The sequence below is a fragment of the Sphingomonas sp. BL-S-28 genome (assembly GCF_055521515.1).
Map to the genome: position 1 here is coordinate 2,109,792 of NZ_CM145484.1, position 22,337 is coordinate 2,132,128.

At 65.7% G+C, this 22,337-nt stretch carries 24 protein-coding genes and 2 riboswitches; of the genes, 17 read left to right on the forward strand and 7 right to left on the reverse strand.

What is annotated here, in order from left to right:
- Positions 1-24: 24 nt before the first annotated feature.
- From ACZ1JC_RS18685 to ACZ1JC_RS18710, 6 genes are all read right to left on the reverse strand, one after another.
- Positions 25-678 carry a retropepsin-like aspartic protease family protein gene (locus ACZ1JC_RS18685; RefSeq protein ID WP_465135451.1) on the reverse strand — a complete coding sequence of 218 codons (654 nt, stop codon included), beginning with the start codon at positions 676-678 and terminating at the stop codon, positions 25-27.
- Positions 675-1,859, reverse strand: a complete 1,185-nt coding sequence (locus ACZ1JC_RS18690; protein ID WP_465135450.1) for a CCA tRNA nucleotidyltransferase — start codon at positions 1,857-1,859, stop codon at positions 675-677. The genes ACZ1JC_RS18685 and ACZ1JC_RS18690 overlap by 4 nt, the downstream gene beginning before the upstream one ends.
- The gene (locus ACZ1JC_RS18695; protein WP_465135449.1) at positions 1,852-2,445 is read right to left on the reverse strand and encodes a CoA pyrophosphatase; all 594 of its coding nucleotides are present in this window, start codon (positions 2,443-2,445) and stop codon (positions 1,852-1,854) included. The genes ACZ1JC_RS18690 and ACZ1JC_RS18695 overlap by 8 nt, the downstream gene beginning before the upstream one ends.
- Complete coding sequence (locus tag ACZ1JC_RS18700) at positions 2,442-2,987, reverse strand: DUF1285 domain-containing protein (protein ID WP_465138548.1); 546 nt, start codon at positions 2,985-2,987, stop codon at positions 2,442-2,444. Before ACZ1JC_RS18700 ends, ACZ1JC_RS18695 begins: the two co-directional genes overlap by 4 nt.
- 73 nt (positions 2,988-3,060) lie before the next feature.
- Positions 3,061-3,576, reverse strand: a complete 516-nt coding sequence (locus tag ACZ1JC_RS18705) for a GNAT family N-acetyltransferase (protein WP_465135448.1) — start codon at positions 3,574-3,576, stop codon at positions 3,061-3,063.
- A gap of 73 nt (positions 3,577-3,649) precedes the next feature.
- Positions 3,650-4,831, reverse strand: coding sequence for a PQQ-dependent sugar dehydrogenase (locus ACZ1JC_RS18710; RefSeq protein WP_465135447.1), 1,182 nt, complete (start codon positions 4,829-4,831; stop codon positions 3,650-3,652).
- Here ACZ1JC_RS18710 and ACZ1JC_RS18715 point away from each other — a divergent pair.
- The 5 genes from ACZ1JC_RS18715 to ACZ1JC_RS18735 all read left to right on the forward strand — a co-directional run bounded on the left by ACZ1JC_RS18715 (position 4,824) and on the right by ACZ1JC_RS18735 (position 9,630).
- Positions 4,824-5,453, forward strand: coding sequence for a ribonuclease HII (locus ACZ1JC_RS18715; protein WP_465135446.1), 630 nt, complete (start codon positions 4,824-4,826; stop codon positions 5,451-5,453). The genes ACZ1JC_RS18710 and ACZ1JC_RS18715 overlap by 8 nt on opposite strands.
- Complete coding sequence (locus ACZ1JC_RS18720) at positions 5,450-6,355, forward strand: oxidoreductase (protein WP_465135445.1); 906 nt, start codon at positions 5,450-5,452, stop codon at positions 6,353-6,355. Before ACZ1JC_RS18715 ends, ACZ1JC_RS18720 begins: the two co-directional genes overlap by 4 nt.
- A gap of 294 nt (positions 6,356-6,649) precedes the next feature.
- Positions 6,650-7,783 carry a DNA methyltransferase gene (locus ACZ1JC_RS18725; RefSeq protein WP_465135444.1) on the forward strand — a complete coding sequence of 378 codons (1,134 nt, stop codon included), beginning with the start codon at positions 6,650-6,652 and terminating at the stop codon, positions 7,781-7,783.
- Positions 7,784-7,960: 177 nt separating this feature from the next.
- Complete coding sequence (folP, locus tag ACZ1JC_RS18730) at positions 7,961-9,073, forward strand: dihydropteroate synthase (RefSeq protein WP_465135443.1); 1,113 nt, start codon at positions 7,961-7,963, stop codon at positions 9,071-9,073.
- Between the two features lie 203 nt (positions 9,074-9,276).
- Complete coding sequence (locus ACZ1JC_RS18735; RefSeq protein ID WP_465135442.1) at positions 9,277-9,630, forward strand: hypothetical protein; 354 nt, start codon at positions 9,277-9,279, stop codon at positions 9,628-9,630.
- A 99-nt stretch (positions 9,631-9,729) separates the two neighbouring features.
- Here the strand turns inward: ACZ1JC_RS18735 and ACZ1JC_RS18740 are convergent, their stop codons facing one another.
- Positions 9,730-11,154, reverse strand: coding sequence for a sigma-54-dependent transcriptional regulator (locus tag ACZ1JC_RS18740; protein ID WP_465135441.1), 1,425 nt, complete (start codon positions 11,152-11,154; stop codon positions 9,730-9,732).
- A gap of 276 nt (positions 11,155-11,430) precedes the next feature.
- On the opposite strand from ACZ1JC_RS18740, the gene ACZ1JC_RS18745 reads away from it, so the two are divergent.
- The 12 genes from ACZ1JC_RS18745 (at position 11,431) to gcvPB (ending at position 22,316) form a co-directional block, all read left to right on the forward strand.
- Complete coding sequence (locus tag ACZ1JC_RS18745; protein ID WP_465135440.1) at positions 11,431-11,556, forward strand: aa3-type cytochrome c oxidase subunit IV; 126 nt, start codon at positions 11,431-11,433, stop codon at positions 11,554-11,556.
- A 7-nt stretch (positions 11,557-11,563) separates the two neighbouring features.
- Positions 11,564-12,712, forward strand: coding sequence for an NAD(P) transhydrogenase subunit alpha (locus ACZ1JC_RS18750; RefSeq protein ID WP_465135439.1), 1,149 nt, complete (start codon positions 11,564-11,566; stop codon positions 12,710-12,712).
- Positions 12,713-12,831: 119 nt separating this feature from the next.
- On the forward strand, positions 12,832-13,179 hold the full coding sequence (locus ACZ1JC_RS18755; protein WP_465135438.1) for an endonuclease domain-containing protein: 348 nt from the start codon (positions 12,832-12,834) through the stop codon (positions 13,177-13,179).
- 4 nt (positions 13,180-13,183) lie between these two features.
- Entirely contained in the window at positions 13,184-13,486 is a 303-nt protein-coding gene (locus ACZ1JC_RS18760; RefSeq protein WP_465135437.1) for an NAD(P) transhydrogenase subunit alpha part 2, read from the forward strand.
- Positions 13,486-14,901, forward strand: a complete 1,416-nt coding sequence (locus ACZ1JC_RS18765; protein ID WP_465138547.1) for an NAD(P)(+) transhydrogenase (Re/Si-specific) subunit beta — start codon at positions 13,486-13,488, stop codon at positions 14,899-14,901. The genes ACZ1JC_RS18760 and ACZ1JC_RS18765 overlap by 1 nt, the downstream gene beginning before the upstream one ends.
- A 23-nt stretch (positions 14,902-14,924) precedes the next feature.
- Entirely contained in the window at positions 14,925-15,239 is a 315-nt protein-coding gene (locus tag ACZ1JC_RS18770; protein ID WP_465135436.1) for a hypothetical protein, read from the forward strand.
- A 97-nt stretch (positions 15,240-15,336) separates the two neighbouring features.
- Positions 15,337-16,497, forward strand: coding sequence for a deoxyguanosinetriphosphate triphosphohydrolase (locus ACZ1JC_RS18775; protein ID WP_465135435.1), 1,161 nt, complete (start codon positions 15,337-15,339; stop codon positions 16,495-16,497).
- Positions 16,490-17,170, forward strand: a complete 681-nt coding sequence (locus ACZ1JC_RS18780) for an NAD(P)H-binding protein (RefSeq protein ID WP_465135434.1) — start codon at positions 16,490-16,492, stop codon at positions 17,168-17,170. Before ACZ1JC_RS18775 ends, ACZ1JC_RS18780 begins: the two co-directional genes overlap by 8 nt.
- Before the next feature lie 226 nt (positions 17,171-17,396).
- A riboswitch (glycine riboswitch) is annotated at positions 17,397-17,500 on the forward strand.
- Position 17,501: 1 nt separating this feature from the next.
- Positions 17,502-17,624, forward strand: a riboswitch (glycine riboswitch).
- 88 nt (positions 17,625-17,712) lie between these two features.
- Positions 17,713-18,816: a glycine cleavage system aminomethyltransferase GcvT gene (gene gcvT / locus ACZ1JC_RS18785; protein ID WP_465138546.1), complete on the forward strand. Its 1,104-nt coding sequence runs from the start codon at positions 17,713-17,715 to the stop codon at positions 18,814-18,816.
- 12 nt (positions 18,817-18,828) lie between these two features.
- On the forward strand, positions 18,829-19,200 hold the full coding sequence (gene gcvH / locus ACZ1JC_RS18790; protein ID WP_465135433.1) for a glycine cleavage system protein GcvH: 372 nt from the start codon (positions 18,829-18,831) through the stop codon (positions 19,198-19,200).
- Positions 19,201-19,359: 159 nt separating this feature from the next.
- Positions 19,360-20,718 carry an aminomethyl-transferring glycine dehydrogenase subunit GcvPA gene (gcvPA, locus tag ACZ1JC_RS18795; protein ID WP_465135432.1) on the forward strand — a complete coding sequence of 453 codons (1,359 nt, stop codon included), beginning with the start codon at positions 19,360-19,362 and terminating at the stop codon, positions 20,716-20,718.
- Entirely contained in the window at positions 20,715-22,316 is a 1,602-nt protein-coding gene (gcvPB, locus tag ACZ1JC_RS18800; RefSeq protein ID WP_465135431.1) for an aminomethyl-transferring glycine dehydrogenase subunit GcvPB, read from the forward strand. The genes gcvPA and gcvPB overlap by 4 nt, the downstream gene beginning before the upstream one ends.
- Positions 22,317-22,337 lie beyond the last annotated feature (21 nt).

The following is a 22,337-nucleotide window of genomic DNA, read 5'->3' on the forward strand; positions in this document are numbered from 1 at the left end:
GTCGCCGCGGCGATATCGCGGGGCTCAGTCCGCCTTGGTGGCCTCTGCCGCGGATTTGGGTTCAAGGATCAACTGGTTGTTCTGCACGCGCCAACTGCCGAGTTGCGACAGCAGGTTCATGCCGATGACGTTGGTCTCCACTTCGTTGTCCGGGCCGATGGCGACGGGCAGCGACGTCGCCTCGATCGAGCCGAAGCGTAGCGAACTGGCGGTGGCCATGCGGGCGACGATGGTGCCGTTCGCGGTATCCAGCATCACGCCCTCATCGCCCTCATCGGGAACGATACCGGCGCGCCGAGCAACCGATTGCGAGATGCCGGTGTAGGTCGCGCCGGTATCGATCAGGAAGTTCACCGGCTCGCCGTTCAGCTGGGCCTCGACCCAGAAATGATTGTCGGTGCGCAGCGGCAGCACCGTCTGCGTGCCGTTCACGGCGGCCGGGCGCACCTGATCGAGCCAGAGCGCCGCATCGGAACGGTGGGCGTTGCCGGCAAGGCTGGCGACGGTGAGCAACAGCGCGGCGGTGAGCCCCAGATAGGCGGTGTTGCGCAACCCGTGGCTCAGGCGCGGGTAGCGCACGGTCATCATGCCCGCCAGCATCGAGACGAGGATCGCCGCGATGGTCAGCGCCATCAGCGGCTTCTGGTAGAGAAATTGCGAAAGCTCGCCGAGGTTCACGAGTTTTGCTCCGCCAGTTCGGCATCGAGCAGGGCGTCGACACGGGATGCGGCGGGGAAGCCTTCGGCGATCCAGCGGTCCTGCACCCGGCTCAGGATGCGGGCGACTTCCGGCCCGGCGCTGACGCCGCGCGCGACGATCTGACCGCCCTTGAGCGGGAACTGGGGGATCTGCCAGTCGCCGAGCGGGGAGGCATCGGCGCCGGCGATCAGCAAGCGATCAAGCGCGCTTTCGCGGCCAAGGCGGTATGCCAGCGCGCGAGCGTCGCCCACCGCGTTCTCCCGCGCGGCGGCGAGGGAGAGGCGCTTCTTCTGCGCGCCGGAAAGGCGGAAGCGCGATGCGACCTGTTCGGCCAGCGAGGTTTGCGCGGGCAGCAGCGCGGCAAGGCGGCGCAGCGGATCGGGGGCGATACCCTGCGCCTGCTCGGCAGCGACCAGCGCGGCGAGGGCGGCGGGATCGGCTTCGGGCAGGATCACCGCCAGAACACCCAGTTCGGCCATGCGCGCTACGGTCGGCGCGGGATCGGGCAGGCCGAGCAGGTTCATCATCTCCATGCCCACGCGCTCACGCGACAGGCCCTTGAGCGTGGCGGCGAGTTCGGAGCAGGCGCTTTCGGCTTCCGCGTCGGCCGGTTGCGATCCGAACCGGGCCTGAAAGCGGAAGTAACGCAGGATGCGCAAGTGATCCTCGCGGATGCGCTGGCGCGCGTCGCCGATGAAGCGCACGCGGCGGGCGGCAAGGTCGGCCAGGCCGCCGAAATAGTCGAAGATCTCGCCGGTCAGCGGATCGGCATAGAGCGCGTTGATCGTGAAATCGCGGCGGGCGGCGTCTTCGCGCCAGTCCTCGGCGAAGGCCACGGTGGCGCGGCGGCCGTCGGTGGAAACGTCATGGCGCAAGGTGGTGATCTCCACCGGACCACTGGCCAGCACGGCAGTGACGGTGCCGTGGTCGATCCCGGTGGGCACGCGGTGGATGTCCGCGCGCTTCAGGCGGATCATCACCTCGTCCGGCTCCAGCGTGGTGGCCATGTCGATGTCCTTCACCGGCTGGCCCAGCAGGGTGTCGCGCACGGCGCCGCCCACGTAGCGAGCGTTTTCGGCGCCCAGCGTTTCGACCAGCGCGGCGATGTCCTCCCGGTGCATCCAGTCGGGTGCGATGCGGGTGGGCAAGTGTTCAGTCATTCCAGTCGAGCCTGCGGGAAAGGTTGTGAAGGATCGCGCCGGTCACGCCCCAGATGCGGTGGTCGTGCCAGTTGATCTCCACGAAGCGGTGGTGGCGGTTTTCCCATTCGACCGAGCATTGCTGCTGGTTGGCGGGATCGAGGAGGAAGCCCATCGGCGCCTCGAACCACTGCGCCACTTCGGCCGGGTTGGGGTGGATCGGCAGGTCGGCCGGGATCACCGCGAGAACCGGGGTGATTTCGTAGCCGCTGCCGGTGCGGTAGACGTCGCTGGTGCCCAGCACTTGCACGTCGCGCGGGTGGATGCCCAGTTCCTCGTCCGCCTCGCGCAGCGCCGCTTCGATGGCGGTTTCGCCGTCGTCCAGCCGGCCACCGGGGAAGGCGATCTGGCCGGGATGGGCACGCATGGTGGAGGGGCGGTGGAGCAGCAGCGTGCCGGGCTTGTCCCGCTCGGTCAGCGTGACGAGGACGGCGGCGGGCTTGAACTCAGGAATCTCGTCGATGCGGGGATCGAGCCAGAGTTCCGGCGGGGCGTTCCTGTGCGCGGCGTCGAAGCGCGGGCGCAGGCGGTCGAACAGCAGGCTCATGCGGGCACCAGATCGAAAGTCGCGCCTTGGCTCGTTACCGAAAGATCGCCGCCCGCGAGCGCGATTTCGGCAAGCTGGCCATAGGTGCTGCGGTTCAGGCGGGCCTCGGTGCCGTTGCGGACGGAAAGGTAGATCGCCGGGGTTTCGGGATCGCCCTGACTGCGGATCGGGTGATCGGGCCCGGCGATGACGATATCGTCAGTGTTCAAGCGGAAGACCAGCGCATCGCCTTCCGCGCGCACATCGGTGGCGATGAAGGCGGCGTCTTCCACTTCGATGGAGAGCTTCTCGGCCGGCGTGACCAGCCAGTGCTGGCCCTGATCGTCGCGCAGCAGCAGGGAGGCGAAGGCGCGGACCATTGCCGGGCGGCGGATTTCTCCGCCCTGATGGAACCAGCGTCCGTCCGCCAGGATGCGCATTTCGCTGTCGCCGGTGACCGCGGGCAACCATTCCGAGACCGGTGGCAGCTTGCGCGCGGCCACCAGTTCGGCCGCTTCGGACAGCGTCAGGGCGTTCAGATCGGGCGGCACGTCATAAGGCATGGCTTTGCGATGCCAGATAGGCGCGCGCACGCCAAGGTCCAGCCCGCGATTTAACGCGGGCCGGCTACCTGAGTTAACGCAACCAAGGCCCCAGCATACCTTCACGCGGGAGAACGGCGGGATTCTCGCTGCGCACCAGCAGGCGGTGCTGCTCGTACGGGCCGGGTAGGCTCCAGCCGCCGGTCGCCTCGCTGGTGAAGCCCCAGCGGTCGTAATAGTCCGGATCGCCGATCAGCACTTGCGGCAGCGGCGCACGGGCATCGATCCCGGCAAGGCTGGCCGAGACCAGCGCCTTGCCGAAGCCCTGACCCTGCAATTCGGGCAGCACGGCCACCGGGCCGACCATGATCAGCGGATGCGCACGGCCGTCCGGATCGGTGAGTGCCACCGGCCAGCACTGGATCGAGCCGACGAGCATCTCCTGACTGTCGAGCGCCGCGAAGGACAGGCCGGGCAGCCAGTCGGTGCCCTCACGCACCTTATAAGCGGTGCGCTTGTGTCGTTCCGGCTCGAACGCACGATCGAGCAGCGCTTCGACGAGCGCGGGATCGACATTGTCGAGCGGAATGAGCGTGGCAGTATCTGACATGGCGCGCGCCGATAGGTATGGCGCGCGCCTTTGTCGATTCAATTCGGCTAATGTCGGATTAGCGCGATAGCGATCACGCCTGCGGCGTCAGGTGCAGCAGGCGGCCGGAATCCGGCGCGGGGCCGTCTTCCAGCAGCCAGATCGACCCGTCCAGCCCCTGATCGATTTCGCGGATGCGGTTGTCGAGCGGGTAGCGCGCTTCCTCCACCGCCTTCTCGCCATCGATCCGCACGCGGACGAGGCCGGGCACGGTGAACGAGGCGATCATGAACTGGCTCTTCCACTGCGGGAATTTATCGCCGGTGTAGAAGATGAAGTCGCCCGGCGCGATCACCGGGTTCCAGCTGATGGCCGGCGCGGCGAGATCGGGCCGCGTCTTGTGACGGGGGATCGGCTTGCCGTCGTAGTGATCGCCGTCCGACACCAGCGGCCAGCCATAGTTCTGGCCAGGCTTTACCAGATTGATCTCGTCGCCGCCCGCAGGACCATGCTCCAGATCCCAAAGCCGCCCCTTGTCGTCGAAGACGAGGCCCAGGACGTTGCGGTGGCCGTAGGACCAGATCTGGTTCGTCGGGGCAGGCTTGTCGGCATAGGGATTGCCGGGTGCAGGCGTGCCATCAGGTAAGAGGCGCACGATCTTGCCGAGATTGGTGCCCAGATCTTGCGCGGGCGTGAACTTCTGCCGTTCGCCCGAACTGACGAAGAGGTATTTGCCGTCCGGCGAGAACGCCAGTCGGTGGGAATAGTGCCCTTCGCCGGAAACCTTGGGCGTCTGCCGCCAGATCACGGTGAGGCCCTGCAGCGCGCAGCTTGCCGGTTGCGGGCAGGAGAGGGTGCCCTTGCCGACCGCGGCACCGCGCGTATCGCCTTCGCCCGCCTCGGCCCAGCTGAGGTAGACCACGCGGCCGTCGAGCGTCTTGCCTGATTGCGCCGGAGCGAAGATCACATCGCCAAGGCCGCCCTGGCCGCCATAGGCCACCGTCGGCGCGCCGCTCACTTCGCCCAAGGTACCATCCGCCAGACGCAGGCGGATCTTGCCTTTCTTCTCGGTGACGATCATCGCCCCGGTGGCCTTGTCGATATCCATCGCCCAGGGCTCGTCGAAAGAGGCCACTTGCGAGACCTTGAACGGCGCCGCATCGGAAGTGGCGGCCGAGGCCTTATCCCCGGAGCCTGCGGCGCCGCAGCTTGCGAGGATGAAGGCTACGGGCGATACCGCCGCAAGGAAAGGTCTGGAGGTTTTCCGCTTGGTCACGTCGATTACATCCCCTGTTGCCAATGCACCGGGCCGCCTGATCATCGGAGTGGATGAGGCCGGGCGTGGCCCTCTGGCGGGTCCGGTTGTGGCGGGCGCGGTCGTGCTGTGCAAGCCCCGGCCTTCGGGTCTGGACGATTCCAAGAAGCTTTCCGCCAAGCGCCGGGCTGAGCTGGAAGAAGCGATCAAGCGCCGCTGCCGCTGGGCCGTGGGCGTGGTGGACGTGGAAGAGATCGACCGGATCAACATCTTCGGCGCGACGATGCTGGCAATGACCCGCGCCGTCGCCGCGCTGTGCGAGCAATTGGGCGAAGAACCCGGCGAAGTCCTGATCGACGGCAACATGACGCCGCATGGCCGCACCGCCGAATGGCGCTGGACCGCCCGCGCCATCGTGGGCGGAGACGCGGTGGAGCCGTGCATCTCCGCTGCCTCAATCATCGCCAAGGAACACCGTGACCGCCTGATGCGCGATCTTGCGCTGGCGCATCCTCATTACGGGTGGGAGCGCAATGCCGGGTACGGCACCGCCCAGCATCTTGAGGCGCTGCGCCTCCATGGCCCCACCATTCACCACCGCCGCAGCTTCGCGCCGGTCGCTCAACTGGAGATGGCGCTTTGAAGGGATTCACCGCTGCGGACGTGGCCGGGCAGGCTGGCAAGTGCTTCCTCGTCACCGGTGCCAATACCGGGCTGGGGTACGAGGCGACCAAAGTGCTGGCCGCGCGCGGGGCGCGCGTGCTGCTCGCCTGCCGCAGCGAGGAGAAGGCCCGGCAGGCGATGGAGAACATCCGGCTGGAAGTGCCGGGCGCGAACCTCGCCTTCGTTCCGCTCGATCAGGCGGACCTTGCCAGCGTGCGCGAATGCGCGGCGATCGTTGCGCGGGATGAGCCCCGGCTCGATGTGCTGGTGAACAATGCCGGCGTGATGATGCCGCCGCTTCAACGCACGGTGCAGGGGCATGAACTGCAGTTCGGCGTGAACCATCTGGGCACGTTCGCGCTGACTGGGCTGCTGCTGCCCAAGCTGTCCGAAGTGCAGGGTTCGCGCGTGGTCATCACTGCCAGCCTTGCCCATCGTCGCGGCAAGATCGATTGGGACGATCTGGACGCGCATCGAAGCTACAACCGATCGCAGCGTTATGGCGACAGCAAGCTGATGAACCTGCTGCACATGTACGAACTGGACCGGCGCCTGCGCGCGGCGGGATCGCCGGTTACGGCCGTGGCCTGCCATCCCGGAGTAGCCTCCACCGAACTGGGGCGTCACTCGCTGGCGTTCAGGGCGCTGTTCCCGATCGTGGGCATGGTGCTCAACAGCGCGGCCGACGGCGCATGGCCCACATTGCAGGCGGCGACGGACGCCGTGGAGCCGGGCCAGTACTACGGCCCGCAGAAGATGGGCGAGGTTTCCGGCCCGTCCGGCGTGGCGAAGCGCAAGCCTTCGGCCACCGATCCCGAAGCGGCGCGCAGGCTTTGGGACGTGAGCTTCCAGATGACCGGCGTGGACTACGGGCTGATTTGAATCTCGGCCGGCCGGGCAGCGGCCCGGGTCGTTCAATGACGCATCTGTGCATTTCGGCGCGCGCCATGTTGATAAAAAAATTTGCCTGAATCGCGCGAGTCGTTTTCGAGTCGCGAACCCCAAGATGTTGAGTCGTCGGATTCGCCCATGACTCGATATCTTGTGTTGGATTCGTTTTGTTCCATACTGCTGAACAGGTGAATCACTAGGGAATCCGGCGAGTCGCGGCTTGACGGTGAATCGGGAAAGACTCATTGGGGAGTCAATCCACAGTTCAAATTCCCCGGAGCAAACATGGGCCAGCTACTCGTCAAGCAGAAGATCCGCGCGCGCGCACCCGCGCCGACGCCGAAGGAACTGCTGCCCCTCGGCCAGATCATCCCGGGCGACTGCATCGAGGCGATGCGCACCATTCCCGACGCCAGCGTCGACATGGTCTTCGCCGATCCGCCGTACAACCTTCAGCTCGGCGGCGACCTTTCGCGTCCGGACGGCAGCCATGTCGATGCTGTGACCAACGACTGGGACAAGTTCTCCAGCTTTGCCGCCTATGACCAGTTCACGCGTGACTGGCTGACCGAAGCGCGCCGCGTGCTCAAGCCCGAGGGTTCGCTGTGGGTGATCGGTTCATACCACAACATCTTCCGCCTCGGCGCGATCATGCAGGACATGGGGTTCTGGATCCTCAACGACATCGTGTGGCGCAAGGCCAACCCGATGCCGAACTTCAAGGGCACCCGCTTCACCAACGCGCATGAGACGCTGATCTGGGCGTCGATGGGCGAAAAGTCGAAGTACACCTTCAACTACCGCGCGATGAAGACGCTGAACGACGAACTGCAGATGCGTTCGGACTGGGTCCTGCCGATCTGCAACGGCGCGGAACGTCTGAAGAAGGGCGGCCGCAAGGTGCACCCGACGCAGAAGCCGGAATCGCTGCTCTATCGCGTGATGCTGGCCACCACCAACGAGGGCGACGTCGTGCTCGATCCGTTCTTCGGTACCGGCACCACCGGCGCCGTCGCCAAGCGCCTCGGCCGCGAGTGGATCGGCTGCGAGCGTGAGGGCGACTACCGCGAAGCCGCGCTGGAACGCATCGAAATGGCGCTGCCGCTGGACGAAAGCGCGCTGAAGACCATGCAGTCGAAGCGCACCGCGCCCAAGGTGGCGTTCGGCACGCTGATCGAAACCGGCTGGATTGCCCCCGGCACCGTGCTTTCGGACAAGAAGAACCGTTTCCGCGCCGTGGTGCGGGCCGATGGTTCGCTGGTGGCGGACAAGGCCACGGGTTCGATCCACGGGCTGGGCAAGGAACTGCAGGAAGCGCCTTCGTGCAACGGCTGGACGTTCTGGCACCTTGAGCATGAAGGCAAGGTCAAGCCGATCGACGCGATCCGCCAGCTCTACATCCTCGCTACCGAGCCTTGAGGCTTTTGAACCGCCCTTCGAGATCGATCGAAGGGCGGTTTTAAGTTTTTGGGGTGCCGCATTTTCCGAGTCATCAGGTGGTCCCACCTGATTAGAAAATGCTCTATTAGCCAGAGGTGATGGGCAGAGCCTCGAAACCTGTTCTGCGTGGCCCGCGCAAGAGCTAAGGGCCGCCCCATGACTCGCAAGATCTACATCCAGCCCATCGCCTTCGCCCAAAGTCCGCAGAGCGAGGAGGGGGAGACCGTTCGCCTTGCCGGCTCGCTGGTCTGGGCCAGCCGCTTCGCCCTGATCGTGCGCGAAAACGGCAAGGTGATCTCGCGCGAGCGTTTCGGTGCTGCCGAAGTGCCCGCCGCGCTGGCGGCGCTTCCGGCCGGTCTTGGTGCCGATGCAGAACGCCAGTGGGCCAACTTCAGGAAGGTCCATCCGCCGCTGCAGTGTGGCCAGCGGACGATCCGGCTTGAGCAGCCGCAAGTCGCAGGCATTCTCAACATGACACCGGACAGCTTCTCGGACGGCGGCTCGTTCCTCGACAAGCCTCAGGTTGCCTTCGACCACGCCGCGGCCATGCTGGAAGCGGGCGCGGCGATGATCGACATCGGGGGCGAATCCACCCGTCCCGGCGCCGGCGCGGTGTGGGAAGGGGACGAGATCAAGCGCGTGGTGCCGATGGTCGAGCAGCTTGCTGCCATGGGCGCGGCGATCAGCGTCGACACGCGCCGCCCGGCGGTGATGGAGGCCACGCTGGCGGCGGGCGCGCATATCATCAACGACGTCTCCGCCCTGCGCTACGATCCGCGCAGCCTTGAACTTGCGGCCGCCTCGCGCGCGCCGGTGGTGCTGATGCATGCGCCAGGCAAGGCGGACGACCTCCATTCCAACGGCGACTATGCCGATGTCGTGCTGGACGTGTACGACTGGCTCGAACAGCGCCGCGACGAGTGTCTGGCGGCGGGCGTCCGCGCCGAGAACATCATGATCGATCCCGGCGTCGGCTTCGGCAAGACGGTGGCGGAGAACCTGGCGCTGATGAACGGCCTCGCGATCTTCCACGCGCTGGGTCACCCGCTTTACGTCGGCGCCAGCCGCAAGCGGATGATCGGCGCGCTCTCCAACGAGGCTGCCGCGCATGACCGGCTGGGCGGATCGCTGATGCTGGCGATCAAGGCGATGGACGCCGGCGCGCATATCCTGCGCGTGCATGACGTGCGCGAAACGGTGCAGGCGGTCCACGTCTGGCGGGGCCTGCGCGATGCGGCGCTCACCGATTTCGGGCTATTGCCGCGCTGATCGTTGCGACAAAGCTGGCTCCCCGATGAACCGCGCCTTGCGCGCGGATGAACCGCCGCGCGCGCTGTGTTTACGCGTAAACGTATGATCCGGCACCATTTCGGATCGTCCGCCGCGATGCCCGTTTCGTCTATTGGCGCGACGTAAAACGCCAGTGGGTTCGTTTCTCCCTCCGAACACACGAAAGCGAAGGGAGAAGTCCCATGAAGAAGACGTTTTTCCGCAGCGCACTCGTTGCGATGGCCCTTGTTCCGGCCGGTGCCGCGATTGCGGTCCCGACGATGTACGAGAAGGAAGTGGCGCGCGGCGAGGAAGCCCGCATCATCCAGAGCCCGATCGGCGGCGTGCAGAACAGCAAGTGGTACGATTACCGCATCAACGTGAACGAGACCCGCAAGGAACTCGCCAGCGACTTGCGCCACGCCACGGACATCGAGGACCAGCGCGACGCCTATAGCGAATATGCCAGCGAGCTGTTCCAGGAACGCGGCAAGTACGTGAAGTACATGGCCAAGCGCGGCTATCGCGTGCCGCAGGTCTATCTGGAAAGCCTGTAACCCCGGTTTCCCCTTGGGGGCAGCCCTGAAAGGGGCGACGACCCCGGAGCCACGGCTCCGGGGTCGTCTATTGTTAGGCCGCCCTTTTAGGCTGCCCCGTTATGCTGCATTATCGATGCCGAGTTCGGTCAGCTTGCGATAGAGCGTGGAGCGCCCGATCCCCAGCCGCCGCGCCACTTCGGTCATGCGGCCGCGATAGAGGCCGATGGCCAGACGGATCACATCCGCCTCGATCTCTTCCAGCGGTCGCAGATGGCCATCGGGCGTGTAGAGCATCACGCCGGAGCTTTCCTGCCGTGGATTGCCTGCCACCGTGGCGGGCCCGGATCCGAGGATGGAAAGAAGCTGCGGGAAATCGTCAGACGTCAGCGCGTCGCCGTCGCAGAACACCGCCGCGCGGAACAGCACGGCCTGCAATTGGCGGACGTTACCGGGCCAGTCGTAAGCCGCCAGCAGTGACAGCGCGCCATCGGTGATGCCCAGTTCGCGCAGGCCCGGCTGTTCGCCGATGCGGGCGAGGAAGAAGCGGGTGAGCGCGGGAATGTCGCCAGACCGTTCGCGCAGCGGTGGCAGTTCCACTTTGGTGGGCGCCAGCGCTTCCAGCAGTTCGGGCAGGAATTCCCCGGCGTCCACCAGATCCTGCAGCGGCATGTTGCTCGCTGCGATGATGCGCAAGTCGATGCGGAAAGAATGGCGTGCGCCGATCGGGCGAACATCGCTCTTGCGGATGGATTCGAGCAGGCGTTCCTGCACGCTCATTGGCAGGCGGTCGATCTCGTCCAGCGCCAGCGTGGCACCGTCGCAGTGTTGCAGCGCGCCGATCTGCCGTTCGAAGGCACCCGGGAAAGCGCCTTTTTCATGCCCGAACAGATTGGATTCGATCGAATTGGCAGCGAGCCCGGCGATGTTGACCATCCGCAGCGGATTGCGCGCGCGCGGGCTGGCGGCATGGACGGCGCGGATCAGCACTTCCTTGCCGGTGCCGCTTTCGCCTTCCACCAGCACATGCCCGTGCCCGCGTGCGGCCTTGGCGGCCACGGCCAGCGCCTTGCGGAAATTGGGAGAGGCCCCGATCATCGATTCGAAATCGGGGTTGGACGGCATCTTCTCGGTCAGCGGCGCCAGTTCGTCACGCGGGGCTTCCCGCGTGGTGGCGGATCGCAGCGCGTGCATCAGCCGGTCCGGCGCGATGGGCTTGACCAGATAGTCGGTCGCCCCCGCGCGCATCGCCTCGACGGCCAAAAGGGGCGAGGTATTGGCCGTGAGCATCAGGATCGGCAGGGCCGGGCGGCGCGATTTCAGTTCGGCAATCAGCGCGCAGGCATCTTCCCCGGGGACCCATTGGTCCAGGATGATGGCGGAAAGCTGCATGCCCTGGCGCGTGCCGAGCGTGGCGATCGCCGTCTCCGGATCACGCGCGATCAACGTTCGCCACCCTTCGCGCGCTGCCAGTGCCGAGATCAGGCGGCTTTGCGCAGGTTCGTCGTCGATCAGCATGAGGAGGCGCTGTTCTGGTTCCGCCATTGTCACGCCTGCTACATCGCCTCCTGCTCTTGACGTAAGCTGCTTAGGGCAAACCAGTAAAGACGAAATTAAGCCTGCGCCACGTGCAAGCGATGTGCTGCACCCTTGTCGCAGTCTTACTTCAATCGCCCGAACGATCCGAAATCGCCTGAAACAAGTGACAGGGGCGATAGCTTGCCCCTTGAGCGACCAGCCTTGCCCGGTTAGACCAAGCGAAAGAATTCAAGGTGATCGTATCATGCGGTCGCGCAAGAACAACCACAGGGGATACGATCGATGGCATCCGGCACCGACATCAAGGTTGCGACCGAAACCTACAACAGCTTCATCAAGGCCGCGACCTGGGGCACCGCTGCCATCGTGGTGATCGTGGCGATCGTCGTCGGCATCATCGCGCGCTGATCCGCCGGTGGCGGGCGCAACGCGCTTCGCCGTCCTGAAAGAGCGGGCGGCGGGTGAAACGCGGGTCTCGGCCACGCCGGAGACCGTGAGGAAGCTTATCGCGCTGGGCGCGACTGTCGCCGTGGAAAGCGGGGCCGGGCTGGCTGCCACCATCTCCGATGCGGACTATGCCGCCGTCGGGGCCGAAGTGGGCTCTGCCGAGCAGGTTGTGGCCGGCGCAGATGTGGTGTTCGGCGTGCAGGGCCCCGATCCGGCGCTGCTTTCGGGCGTGAAGCCGGGCGCGTGGATCGTCGCGGGGCTCGATCCTTTCGGTAAAGATCCGAATGGGGGCCGGGCGCGGGTCGATGCCTATGCAGCGGCGGGGCTGGAAGCGCTGGCGATGGAATTCATGCCGCGCATCACGCGCGCGCAATCGATGGACATCCTCTCCTCCCAATCGAACCTTGCCGGATACAAGGCCGTGCTGGTCGCGGCCAATCTCTATGGCCGGGCCTTCCCGATGATGATGACGGCGGCGGGCACGGTGACGGCGGCCAAGTGCTTCGTGATGGGCGTCGGCGTCGCCGGACTGCAGGCGATCGCCACTGCGCGCCGCCTTGGCGCGCAAGTCTCCGCCACCGACGTGCGTTCGGCAACGAAAGAGCAGATCCTCTCGCTGGGCGCCAAGCCGATCTTCGTCGAGAACGTCGCCGGGATCGAGGGCGAGGGTTCGGGCGGCTATGCCACCGAAATGAGCGAGGAATACCAGGAGGCGCAGGCCGAGCTGGTGTCCGGGCACCTGGCCAAGCAGGACATCGTGGTGACCACCGCCCTGATCCCCGGCCGGGCCGCTCCGCGCCTCATCACCGATGCGCAGATCGCGACGATGAAGCCGGGCAGCGTGATATTCGATCTGGCGGTGTCGCAAGGCGGCAATGTGGAGGGTTCGGAGGCGGATCAGGTGGTCGTGCGGCACGGCGTGAAGATCGTCGGTTATTCGAACACGCCGGCGCACCTTCCGGCCGATGCTTCGGCACTGTTTGCGCGGAACCTGCTCAACTTCATCTCGGCGTTCTGGGACAAGGAGCAGGGTAGGCCGGTGCTCGATGAGGAAATCGGCACTGCCATCCGGCTGACGCAAGGCGGCAAGGTGGTGAACGCGAGGCTGTTGGGGTGAGTTTCGCGCGGCCCAGTCCTCCCCGGAACGGGGAGGGCGACCGCGCGCAGCGCGGTGGAGGGGATTCGCGGTTTACACCGCGCTCTGCCGTGAGCCGGGCTCGCAACCTACGTCGCACAATGACCAGGCCCGAAGTCGCCCTATGGCAAGAGTTACGCCAGCGACCGGGTGGACTGAAATTCCGCCGCCAGCATCCGATCGGGCCTTACATCGCCGACTTCTGCTGCCTCTCCATAAGGCTTGTCGTCGAGGTTGACGGTATCGTGCATGACATGGCCGATCGGCCGCAGAGGGATGCGGAGCGGGAACGTTTCATCAAGGAAAACGGGTTCAGGGTTTTGAGGGTTTCGGCTTCGCGAGTGCTGGCGGATGCGGCAGGGGCTGCCGCTGCTATCGCTGCGTGGGCTGAGAATCCCCTCCACCGTCCTGCGGACGGTCCCCCTCCCCGTACCGGGGAGGACAGGTAAAGGCATGGATTTCGTTTCGATCCTCTCGATCTTCGTGCTGGCCTGTTTCGTGGGCTACTACGTCGTCTGGTCGGTAACCCCGGCGTTGCATACGCCGCTGATGGCGGTGACCAATGCGATCTCCTCGGTGATCGTCGTCGGCGCACTGGTGGCGAGTGCGGCTTCGGGCTCTCCGCTGGCCAAATGGCTGGGGCTGGGTGCGGTCGTATTGGCCAGCATCAACATCTTCGGCGGCTTTGCCGTCACCGCGCGTATGCTGGCGATGTACAAGAAGAAGGACAAGCCGGCCTCCAGGGAGACGAAGTGATGGAGGCGCACGCGGTGAACCCCTGGGTGGCGGTTGCCTACCTGATTGCCGGCATCTGCTTCATCCTCGCGCTGCGAGGACTTTCCTCGCCGGCGACCAGTCGCCGGGGCAACCGTTACGGCATGGTCGGCATGGGCATCGCCGTGGTGACGACGCTGCTGACGCATGAGATCGCCAGCCTGCCGGAAATCGCCATCGCCATCGCCATTGGTGGCGGGATCGGTTTCGCAATCGCCCGCAAGATCCAGATGACCGCGATGCCGCAGCTTGTGGCCGCCTTCCACTCGCTGGTCGGGCTTGCGGCAGTGCTGGTGGGCGTCGCGGCCTATTACAACCCGGCGGCTTTCGGCATTCTGGACGCCAGCGGGCTGGATATCCTGAAGGGTAGCCGCATCGAGATGGGGCTGGGCGTCGCCATCGGCGCCATCACCTTCTCCGGCTCGGTCATCGCGTTTGCCAAGCTCAACGGCAACATGAGCGGCGCGCCGATCCTGCTGCCCGCGCGGCATGTGATCAATCTGGGTGCGCTGGTGGCGATCGTTGTGCTGGTCGGCCTGTTCCACTGGACTACGCCGCATCTGTTCTGGGCGATCGTGGTGCTGTCCTTCGCCATCGGCTTCCTGCTGATCATCCCGATCGGCGGGGCGGACATGCCGGTGGTCGTCTCCATGCTCAACTCCTATTCGGGCTGGGCGGCGGCGGCGATGGGCTTCACGCTGCACAACACGGCGATGATCATCACCGGCGCGCTGGTCGGCTCGTCCGGCGCGATCCTCAGCTACATCATGTGCAAGGCGATGAACCGCAGCTTCATCTCGGTGATCGCGGGTGGCTTTGGAGCGGACAACGGCGGCGGGGCGGGCGGCGAAGCCAAGGAACAGCGCCCGTGGAAGCGCGGCTCTGCCGAGGATGCGGCCTTCCTGATGCAGGAGGCGGAAAACGTCATCATCATCCCCGGCTATGGCATGGCGGTGGCGCAGGCCCAGCACGTGCTGCGCGAAATGGCGGACCTGCTGAAGAAGCACGGCGTCAACGTGAAGTACGCGATCCACCCGGTCGCGGGCCGCATGCCGGGCCACATGAACGTGCTGCTGGCCGAGGCCAACGTCCCCTATGACGAAGTGTTCGAACTGGAGGACATCAACGGCGAGTTCGCGCAGTGCGACGTCGCCTTCATCATCGGCGCCAACGACGTGGTGAACCCCGCCGCGCGCACCGACAAGACTTCGCCGATCTACGGTATGCCGGTGTTCGATGTGGAGAAGGCCAAGACGATCTTCTTCGTGAAGCGATCGATGGGTGGCGTTGGTTATGCGGGCGTCGACAACGACGTGTTCTACATGGATCAGACGATGATGCTGCTGGCCGATGCGAAGAAGATGGTTGAGGACATCAACAAGGCGCTGGCGGATTGAGGATGAGCCGCTAAGGGCGCGCTATGCGTATTCTCAAGCGATTTCTGCTGCTTGTCGGCCTTGTCGTGGTCTTGGTTGTCGGCGCGCATTTCTATGCGGCGTGGCGGCTGCATTCGGCGCTGATCGAAAACGGCATGTCCAACCGCGTCGCCACTTGCATGACCAAGCGCATGATGAAGCGGCTGAACCTGATCCAGATCGTGAAGCTGCAGAAGCTGGAGGGCGAAAAGCCCACGCTGGGCGCCTGGGTCCGCGCGGTGAAGTCGGTGGATGACCGTGAGGTGATCCTGGTCACCACCACTTCGGCGGCGCTGTGCAAGACTGGCCTGGCGCAATAAGATCCGGCGGTGAAACAGTTGAAAGTCAGGTGTTTCCACCGCCCCTGAAAATGCTCTAGGGGCGGCAAGAAATTCCTAGTTCTGGAAAGACCAAGGCTTGACCCTCGCACCTTATGCATCCGATCCGGCCCGCACGCGCGGGCGCGAATATCCGATGGAGGACGGCGTCGCGCGGGGGCCGCGCAGCGCCTATCAGCGCGATCGCGACCGTATCGTCCATTCGATCGCGTTCCGCCGCCTGCGCTACAAGACGCAGGTCTTCATCGCGCCCGACGGCGATCACTACCGTGTCCGCCTGACCCACAGCCTGGAAGTCGCGCAAGTCGCCCGCGTGATCGCGCGGATCCTTGGGCTGGACGAGGATCTGACCGAGGCGCTCGCACTCGCCCACGATATCGGCCACCCGCCGTTCGGCCATGCGGGGGAAGAGGCGCTGGACGCTGCGCTGCACAAGGCGGGTGGGTTCGACCACAACGCCAATTGCCTGCGCACGCTGATGCGCATCGAGAGCCCCTATTGCGAGCATGACGGGCTCAACCTGACGTGGGAGACGCTGGAAGGGCTGGCCAAGCACAACGGCCCCGTCGCCACGCCGAACTGGGCGCTGGGCGAACTGGACGCGGCCTATAACCTCGAACTCGGCTCCTATGCCTCGCTGGAAGCGCAAGTGGCGGCGCTGTCTGACGATATCGCCTACGACAACCACGATATCGACGACGGCCTGCGCGCGGGCTTCCTCGATCTGGACGAGCTGCTGGCGCATCCCTTCGTGGTGGACCGCTGGCGCGAGGTGGAACGGCGCTTCCCCGGCGTGGCGCGCAGCCGCCAACTGGCCGAACTGATCCGCAGCCAGATCGGCTTCATGGTCAACGACTTGCTCGCCCAGACCAAGGGCAACCTGATCGGCATCGAGAGCGTGCACGACGTGCGCATGGCCGGTCGCCAGCTGGTCACCTTCTCGCCCGAAGTGGAGGAGGGCGAACGTGCCTTCAAACGCTTCATGTACGAGAAGCTCTACTACCACCCCGAACAGCTGGAAACCGCGCGCCGCGCGCGGGCGCTGATCGCCGAACTCTACGCCGCCTATTCGCAGGAGCCGGTGCTGATGGAGGAAAGCTGGATCGACGGCCTGCCGCGCCATGAGCCGGAGCGCAGCCGCCACATCGCCGACTATATCGCCGGCATGACCGACCGCTACGCCATCGCCTGCCACGCGCAGATCTACGGATCGACGCCGGAGGGCCTGCGCAATGTCTGAAGCGCGCCGTCTTTGCCTTGTCGGGGCGAGCGGACTGGTCGGGCAGGCGGTGATCGCCGGTAGCATCGGCCGTAGCGACGTGCGCGTGATCGGCGTCGCCCGGCGCGAAGTGCGGCTGCCCGAAGGCGCGCAGATGGAAGTGCTGGTGGGCGAAACCGACCAGTGGCCCACGCTGATCGCCGCCGCGCAGGCACAGGTTCTGGTCTGCGCGCTGGGCACCACGCGCAAGGCGGCGGGCAGCGACGAGGCCTTCCGGGCGGTCGATTACGATCTGGTGCTGGAAACGGCCAAGGCCGCCCGCGCCGCCGGGATCGAGCATGTGATCCTGGTCTCCTCGGTCGGCGCCGACCGGGCGAGCCGCAACCTCTACTTGCGGACCAAGGGCGATATCGAGGACGCCGTTCACAAGCTGGGCTTCCGCCGGCTCGACATCCTGCGCCCCGGCCTGCTGCGCGGCCATCGCAGCGAAAGCCGCCCGCTGGAAAGCATGGCGCAAGTGCTGAACCCAGTGGCGGACGCCATCGTGCTGCACGGCCGGTTTGCCAAGTTCCGCTCGATCTCCGTGCGCCGCCTTGCCGATGTGATCTTCGCGCTGAGCGCCGAGAAGACGCGCGGCCGCTTCATCCATGAGCATGAAGCGATGATGCGCGCACTGCGCCGGGCAGGGGATTGAGCGGGGAGCGTCCCACTGGGGCAATAACCCTTCTTCGTCATTGCGAGCGTAGCGAAGCAATCCAGGGCAGCGCGAACCGCCTCTGGATTGCTTCGCTACGCTCGCAATGACGAACGTAGTGAGGGGTTCGCTCGAAGGCTGAAGCTTCATCTCGGGGAAATAGTGCCGCAGCGCAGCGCAACCGGCGTTGACACAAACGCACCTGTCACCCAAGGGTCAGGGCATCGCTGACAGCGCGGGAGAGACCTGCCGATTCGCACATGCGGAAAGGTGGGCGCCGAAGGAGCAACCGCCCCGGAATCTCTCAGGCAAAAGGACCGCGCCAAGTCGATAGCGAGACTCTGGAAAGTGTCTCATTCCCTTGGGGATTGAGGCCGCCGACGGTGTAACTTTGGCCTGCCTGTCATGGGCTTGTCGAGGGAAGCTCTCAGGTTTCCGTGACAGAGGGGGCACCTGGAATGGTGTGCCGAACTGTGCGGAGTCATGTCTTGAGCGAATACCCGATTTCCGATTCCGATCAGGAACCCGAAGAACTGGCGCCGATGCTTCTGCCGCTGGACGGCTGGCACCGCGATCACGGCGGCCGCATGGTCGAATTCGCCGGTTACATGATGCCCGTGCAATACGAAGGCATCATGGCCGAGCACCTCTGGACGCGTGAGAACGCCGGCCTGTTCGACGTCAGCCACATGGGCCAGCTGCTCGTGACCGGCGAAGAGGGCGCGCAGACCGATGTTGAGCCCGCGCTGGAAGCCGCGCTGCCGATCGACCTTTCGACCCTGAAGCTGGGCGCCGTGCGCTATTCGCTGCTGCTGGACGAAAACGGCGGCATTCTGGACGACCTGATGGTCTCGCGCTGGCCGGGCGGTTTCTACCTCGTCGTCAACGGCGCCACCAAGTGGGACGATATCGGCACGCTGCGCGAATATCTGCCGGACGACATTACGCTGAACCACCTCGACGACCGCGCGCTGCTGGCGCTGCAGGGCCCCAAGGCTTTCGCTGCGCTGGAACGCGTGGCTGAGGGTGAATACCCGCTTTCGGCGCTGACCTTCATGAAGGGCGGCCGCTTCACGCTGGGCGGCGTCGATGCCTGGATCAGCCGTTCGGGCTATACCGGCGAAGACGGTTTCGAAATCTCGATCCCCGGCGAATCCGCTGCCGAAGTGGCGGACCTGCTGCTGGCCCAGCCCGAAGTGAAGCCGATCGGCCTTGGCGCGCGCGATTCGCTGCGCCTTGAAGCCGGCCTGCCGCTCTATGGCCACGACATGGACCCGGAACGCGGCCCGGTCGAAGCCGGCCTTGCTTTCGGCATCAACAAGCGCCGCCGCCTCGAAGGCGGCTTCCCCGGTGCCGAGCGTGTCCAGCGCGACTTTGCCGAGGGCACTGCCCAGAAGCGTATCGGCCTTAAGCTCGAAGGCCGTCAGGCCGCGCGCGAAGGTGCCAAGGTTTTCCATGGCGAACAGGAAATTGGCGTAGTGACCTCGGGCGGTTTCTCGCCCTCGCTCCAGCACCCTATCGCTATGGCCTATGTCGACGCGGCACTTGCTGCGGACGGCACCGCACTTTCCATCGAAATCCGGGGCAAGAAGCTCGACGCCACAGTCGCAGCCATGCCCTTCGTCCCTAACCGCTATCACCGCTGAGGAACTTCTCCCATGACCCGTTATTTCTCGCAGGAACACGAGTGGATCGAAATCGAGGGTGACCTCGGCACCGTGGGCATCACCGATTACGCACAGGGCCAGCTGGGCGACATCACTTTCGTCGACCTGCCGGCCGAAGGCGCCACCTTCGACAAGGGCGATTCGGTGGCCGTCGTCGATTCGGTAAAGGCCGCTTCGGACGTCTACACCCCGGTTTCCGGCACCATCGCCGAAGCCAACGAGGTTCTGGCCGACCAGCCGGAACTGGTGAACACCGACGCCGAAGTCGGCGGCTGGCTGTTCCGCATCACCCTGTCGGACGCTTCGGAACTGGAAGCGCTGATGGATGAAGCGGCTTACAAGGACTATGTCGCAAGCCTCTGACGTCCAATCCTCCCCGGTACGGGGAGGGGGACCGTCCGCAGGACGGTGGAGGGGAATCGCCGCCGGGCGCAACGCTTGCGCTAGGTCGCCAATCCCCTCCGTCAGCCTTTCAGGCTGCCACCTCCCCGTGCCGGGGAGGACAATCATGCAGGAAACCCCATGCGCTACCTTCCCCTGACTCCGGCCGACCGTGCCGAGATGCTCGGCGTCATCGGCGCCGCCAGCGTTGACGATCTCTTCATCGATGTGCCCGTCGAAGCTCGCCTTTCCGGCCCGATCGCAGGCCTGCCCGCTCACGCCAGCGAAATGGCGGTGGAGCGGCACATGTCCGCACTTGCGGCCAAGAACCTCTCGGCCGGCACGGCGCCGTTCTTCATCGGTGCCGGCGCCTATCGCCACCATGTTCCGGCCTCGGTCGATCACCTGATCCAGCGCGGCGAGTTCCTGACCGCCTACACGCCCTACCAGCCGGAAATCGCACAGGGCACGCTGCAGGTGCTGTTCGAGTTCCAGACGCAGGTCGCGCGCCTGTTCGGCACCGACATCGCCAATGCATCCATGTACGACGGTTCGACCGCGTGCTGGGAAGCGATCCTGATGGCCAGCCGCATCACCCGCAAGGACCGCGCGGTGCTGTCCAGCGGTCTGCACCCGCACTACGCCGAAGTGGTGCGCACGATGGCCAAGTTCACCGAAGACGATATCGTCTCGCTGAAGGCGCAGCTCGTGCCGCAGGCCGATGACGCCGCCGTGATCGCCGCGATCGACGACAAGACCTCCTGCGTCGTCGTCCAGTATCCGGACGTGATGGGCCGCATCCCCGATCTCGCCGCGATTGCCGATGCCGCGCACGCCATGGGCGCGCTGCTGATTGCCGTCGTCACCGAGCCGGTTGCGCTGGGCATGATCGAAGCGCCGGGCGCGCTGGGTGCCGACATCGTCGTGGGCGAAGGCCAGTCGATCGGCGTCGGCCTGCAGTTCGGCGGCCCGTACCTGGGCCTGTTCGGCTGCCGCGAGAAGTTCGTGCGCCAGATGCCGGGCCGTCTCTGCGGCCAGACCGTGGACGCCGAGGGCAAGCGCGGCTTCGTGCTGACGCTCTCCACGCGCGAACAGCACATCCGCCGCGAGAAGGCGACCAGCAACATCTGCACCAACTCCGGCCTTTGCGCGCTGGCTTTCAGCATTCACCTGACCCTGCTGGGCGGTGAGGGCCTGGCCCAGCTTGCCGCCGTGAACCACGACAAGGCGCAGGCGCTGATCGAGCGTCTGGCCAAGGTTCCGGGCGTGAAGGTGCTGAACGACGCCTACTTCAACGAGGCGACCGTGGTGCTGAACCGCGATGCGCGCGAAGTCGTGCGCGAACTGGCCGACCGCAAGGTGCTGGGCGGCGTCTCGCTCGGCCGCCTGTTCCCCGAGGACAGCGATCTGCACAACGGCCTGCTGGTGACGGCGACCGAGACCGTGACCGACGAGGATATCGAAACCTTTGCCCGTGAGCTTGAAGGAGTGCTGGCATGAACGCGGTAAACGCAAGCGGCTGGCGCCCCAGCATGGGTGAAGCCGGTGAGGGCGCTGCCTTCAAGACCGCCTCGGGCGACTATGGCCTGATGCTGGAAGAAGCACTCAGCTTCGAACTCGGTTCGTCGGCCAAGTGCGGTGTCGATCTCGACACGCCGACGCGTCCGGTTGCTTCGGGCCTCTCGAAGTTCCTGCGCAAGGCGGCTCCGGCGCTGCCGGGCCTGACCGAGCCGGAAGCGGTGCGCCACTACACCCGCCTGTCGCGCCAGAACTACGCGATCGACCTCGGGCCGTTCCCGCTCGGTTCGTGCACGATGAAGCACAACCCGCGCCTGAACGAGAAGATGGCCCGTCTGCCGGGCTTTGCCGACGTTCACCCGCTCCAGCCGCAGAAGACGGTCGAGGGCGCGTTGGAAGTGATCGAGCAGCTGGCCGACTGGCTGATCACGCTGACCGGCATGGCATCGGTGGCGATGAGCCCCAAGGCCGGTGCGCATGGCGAGCTTTGCGGGTTGCTCTGCATCCGCGCCGCGCTCGACGCGCGCGGTGAGAAGCGCGACGTGGTGCTGGTTCCGGAAAGTGCCCACGGCACCAACCCGGCAACCGCCGCTTTCGCGGGCTTCAAGGTGCAGTCGATCCCGGCGACCCCGGAAGGCCGCGTCGATGTGGAGGCGCTGAAGGCCAAGCTCGGCCCGAACGTCGCGGGCGTGATGATCACCAACCCCAACACCTGCGGCCTGTTCGAGCCGGAGATGAAGGCGATTGGCGATGCGGTCCACGCAGCCGGCGGCTACGTCTATTGCGACGGTGCGAACTTCAACGCCATCGTCGGCAAGGTGCGCCCGGGCGACCTGGGCGTCGATGCCATGCACATCAACCTGCACAAGACCTTCTCCACCCCGCACGGCGGTGGCGGCCCCGGTGCCGGCCCGGTCGTGCTGTCCGAAGCGCTGGCGCCCTTCGCGCCGCTGCCCTTCGTCAGCCGCGGTGAAGATGGCCGCGTCCACCTCGTCGAAGAGGAAAACGCGGGCGAGGGCCATGCGCAGGCATTCGGCCGCATGGTCGCCTTCCACGGCCAGATGGGCATGTTCACCCGCGCGCTGACCTACATCCTCAGCCACGGCGCGGACGGTCTGCGTCAGGTTGCCGAGGATGCGGTGCTCAACGCCAACTACGTCCTGCGTTCGTGCGAGGATCTGCTGCCGGCACCCTTCGCCAAGAGCGGCCCGTGCATGCACGAGGCGCTGTTCAGCGATGCTGGTCTGGCTGAGGGCTTCTCTACGCTGGACATCGCCAAGGGCCTGATCGACGAGGGCTTCCACCCGATGACGGTCTATTTCCCGCTGGTGGTGAAGGGCGCGATGCTGGTCGAACCGACCGAGACCGAAAGCAAGGCCGGGCTTGATCGCTTCATCGGTTCGCTGCGCAGCCTTGCCCAGCGCGCCAAGGACGGCGACCAGAGCCTGCATAGCGCACCGCACTTCGCACCGCGCCGCCGGCTTGACGAAACGCTCGCGGCGCGTAAGCCAGTGCTCGTATGGCAGGGCACTCCGGGTGAGCCGGGGACGCCCTCGCTGAGCGAGTTCGGGGGTAGCTGAGGATTATGGGGGGATCCGGTA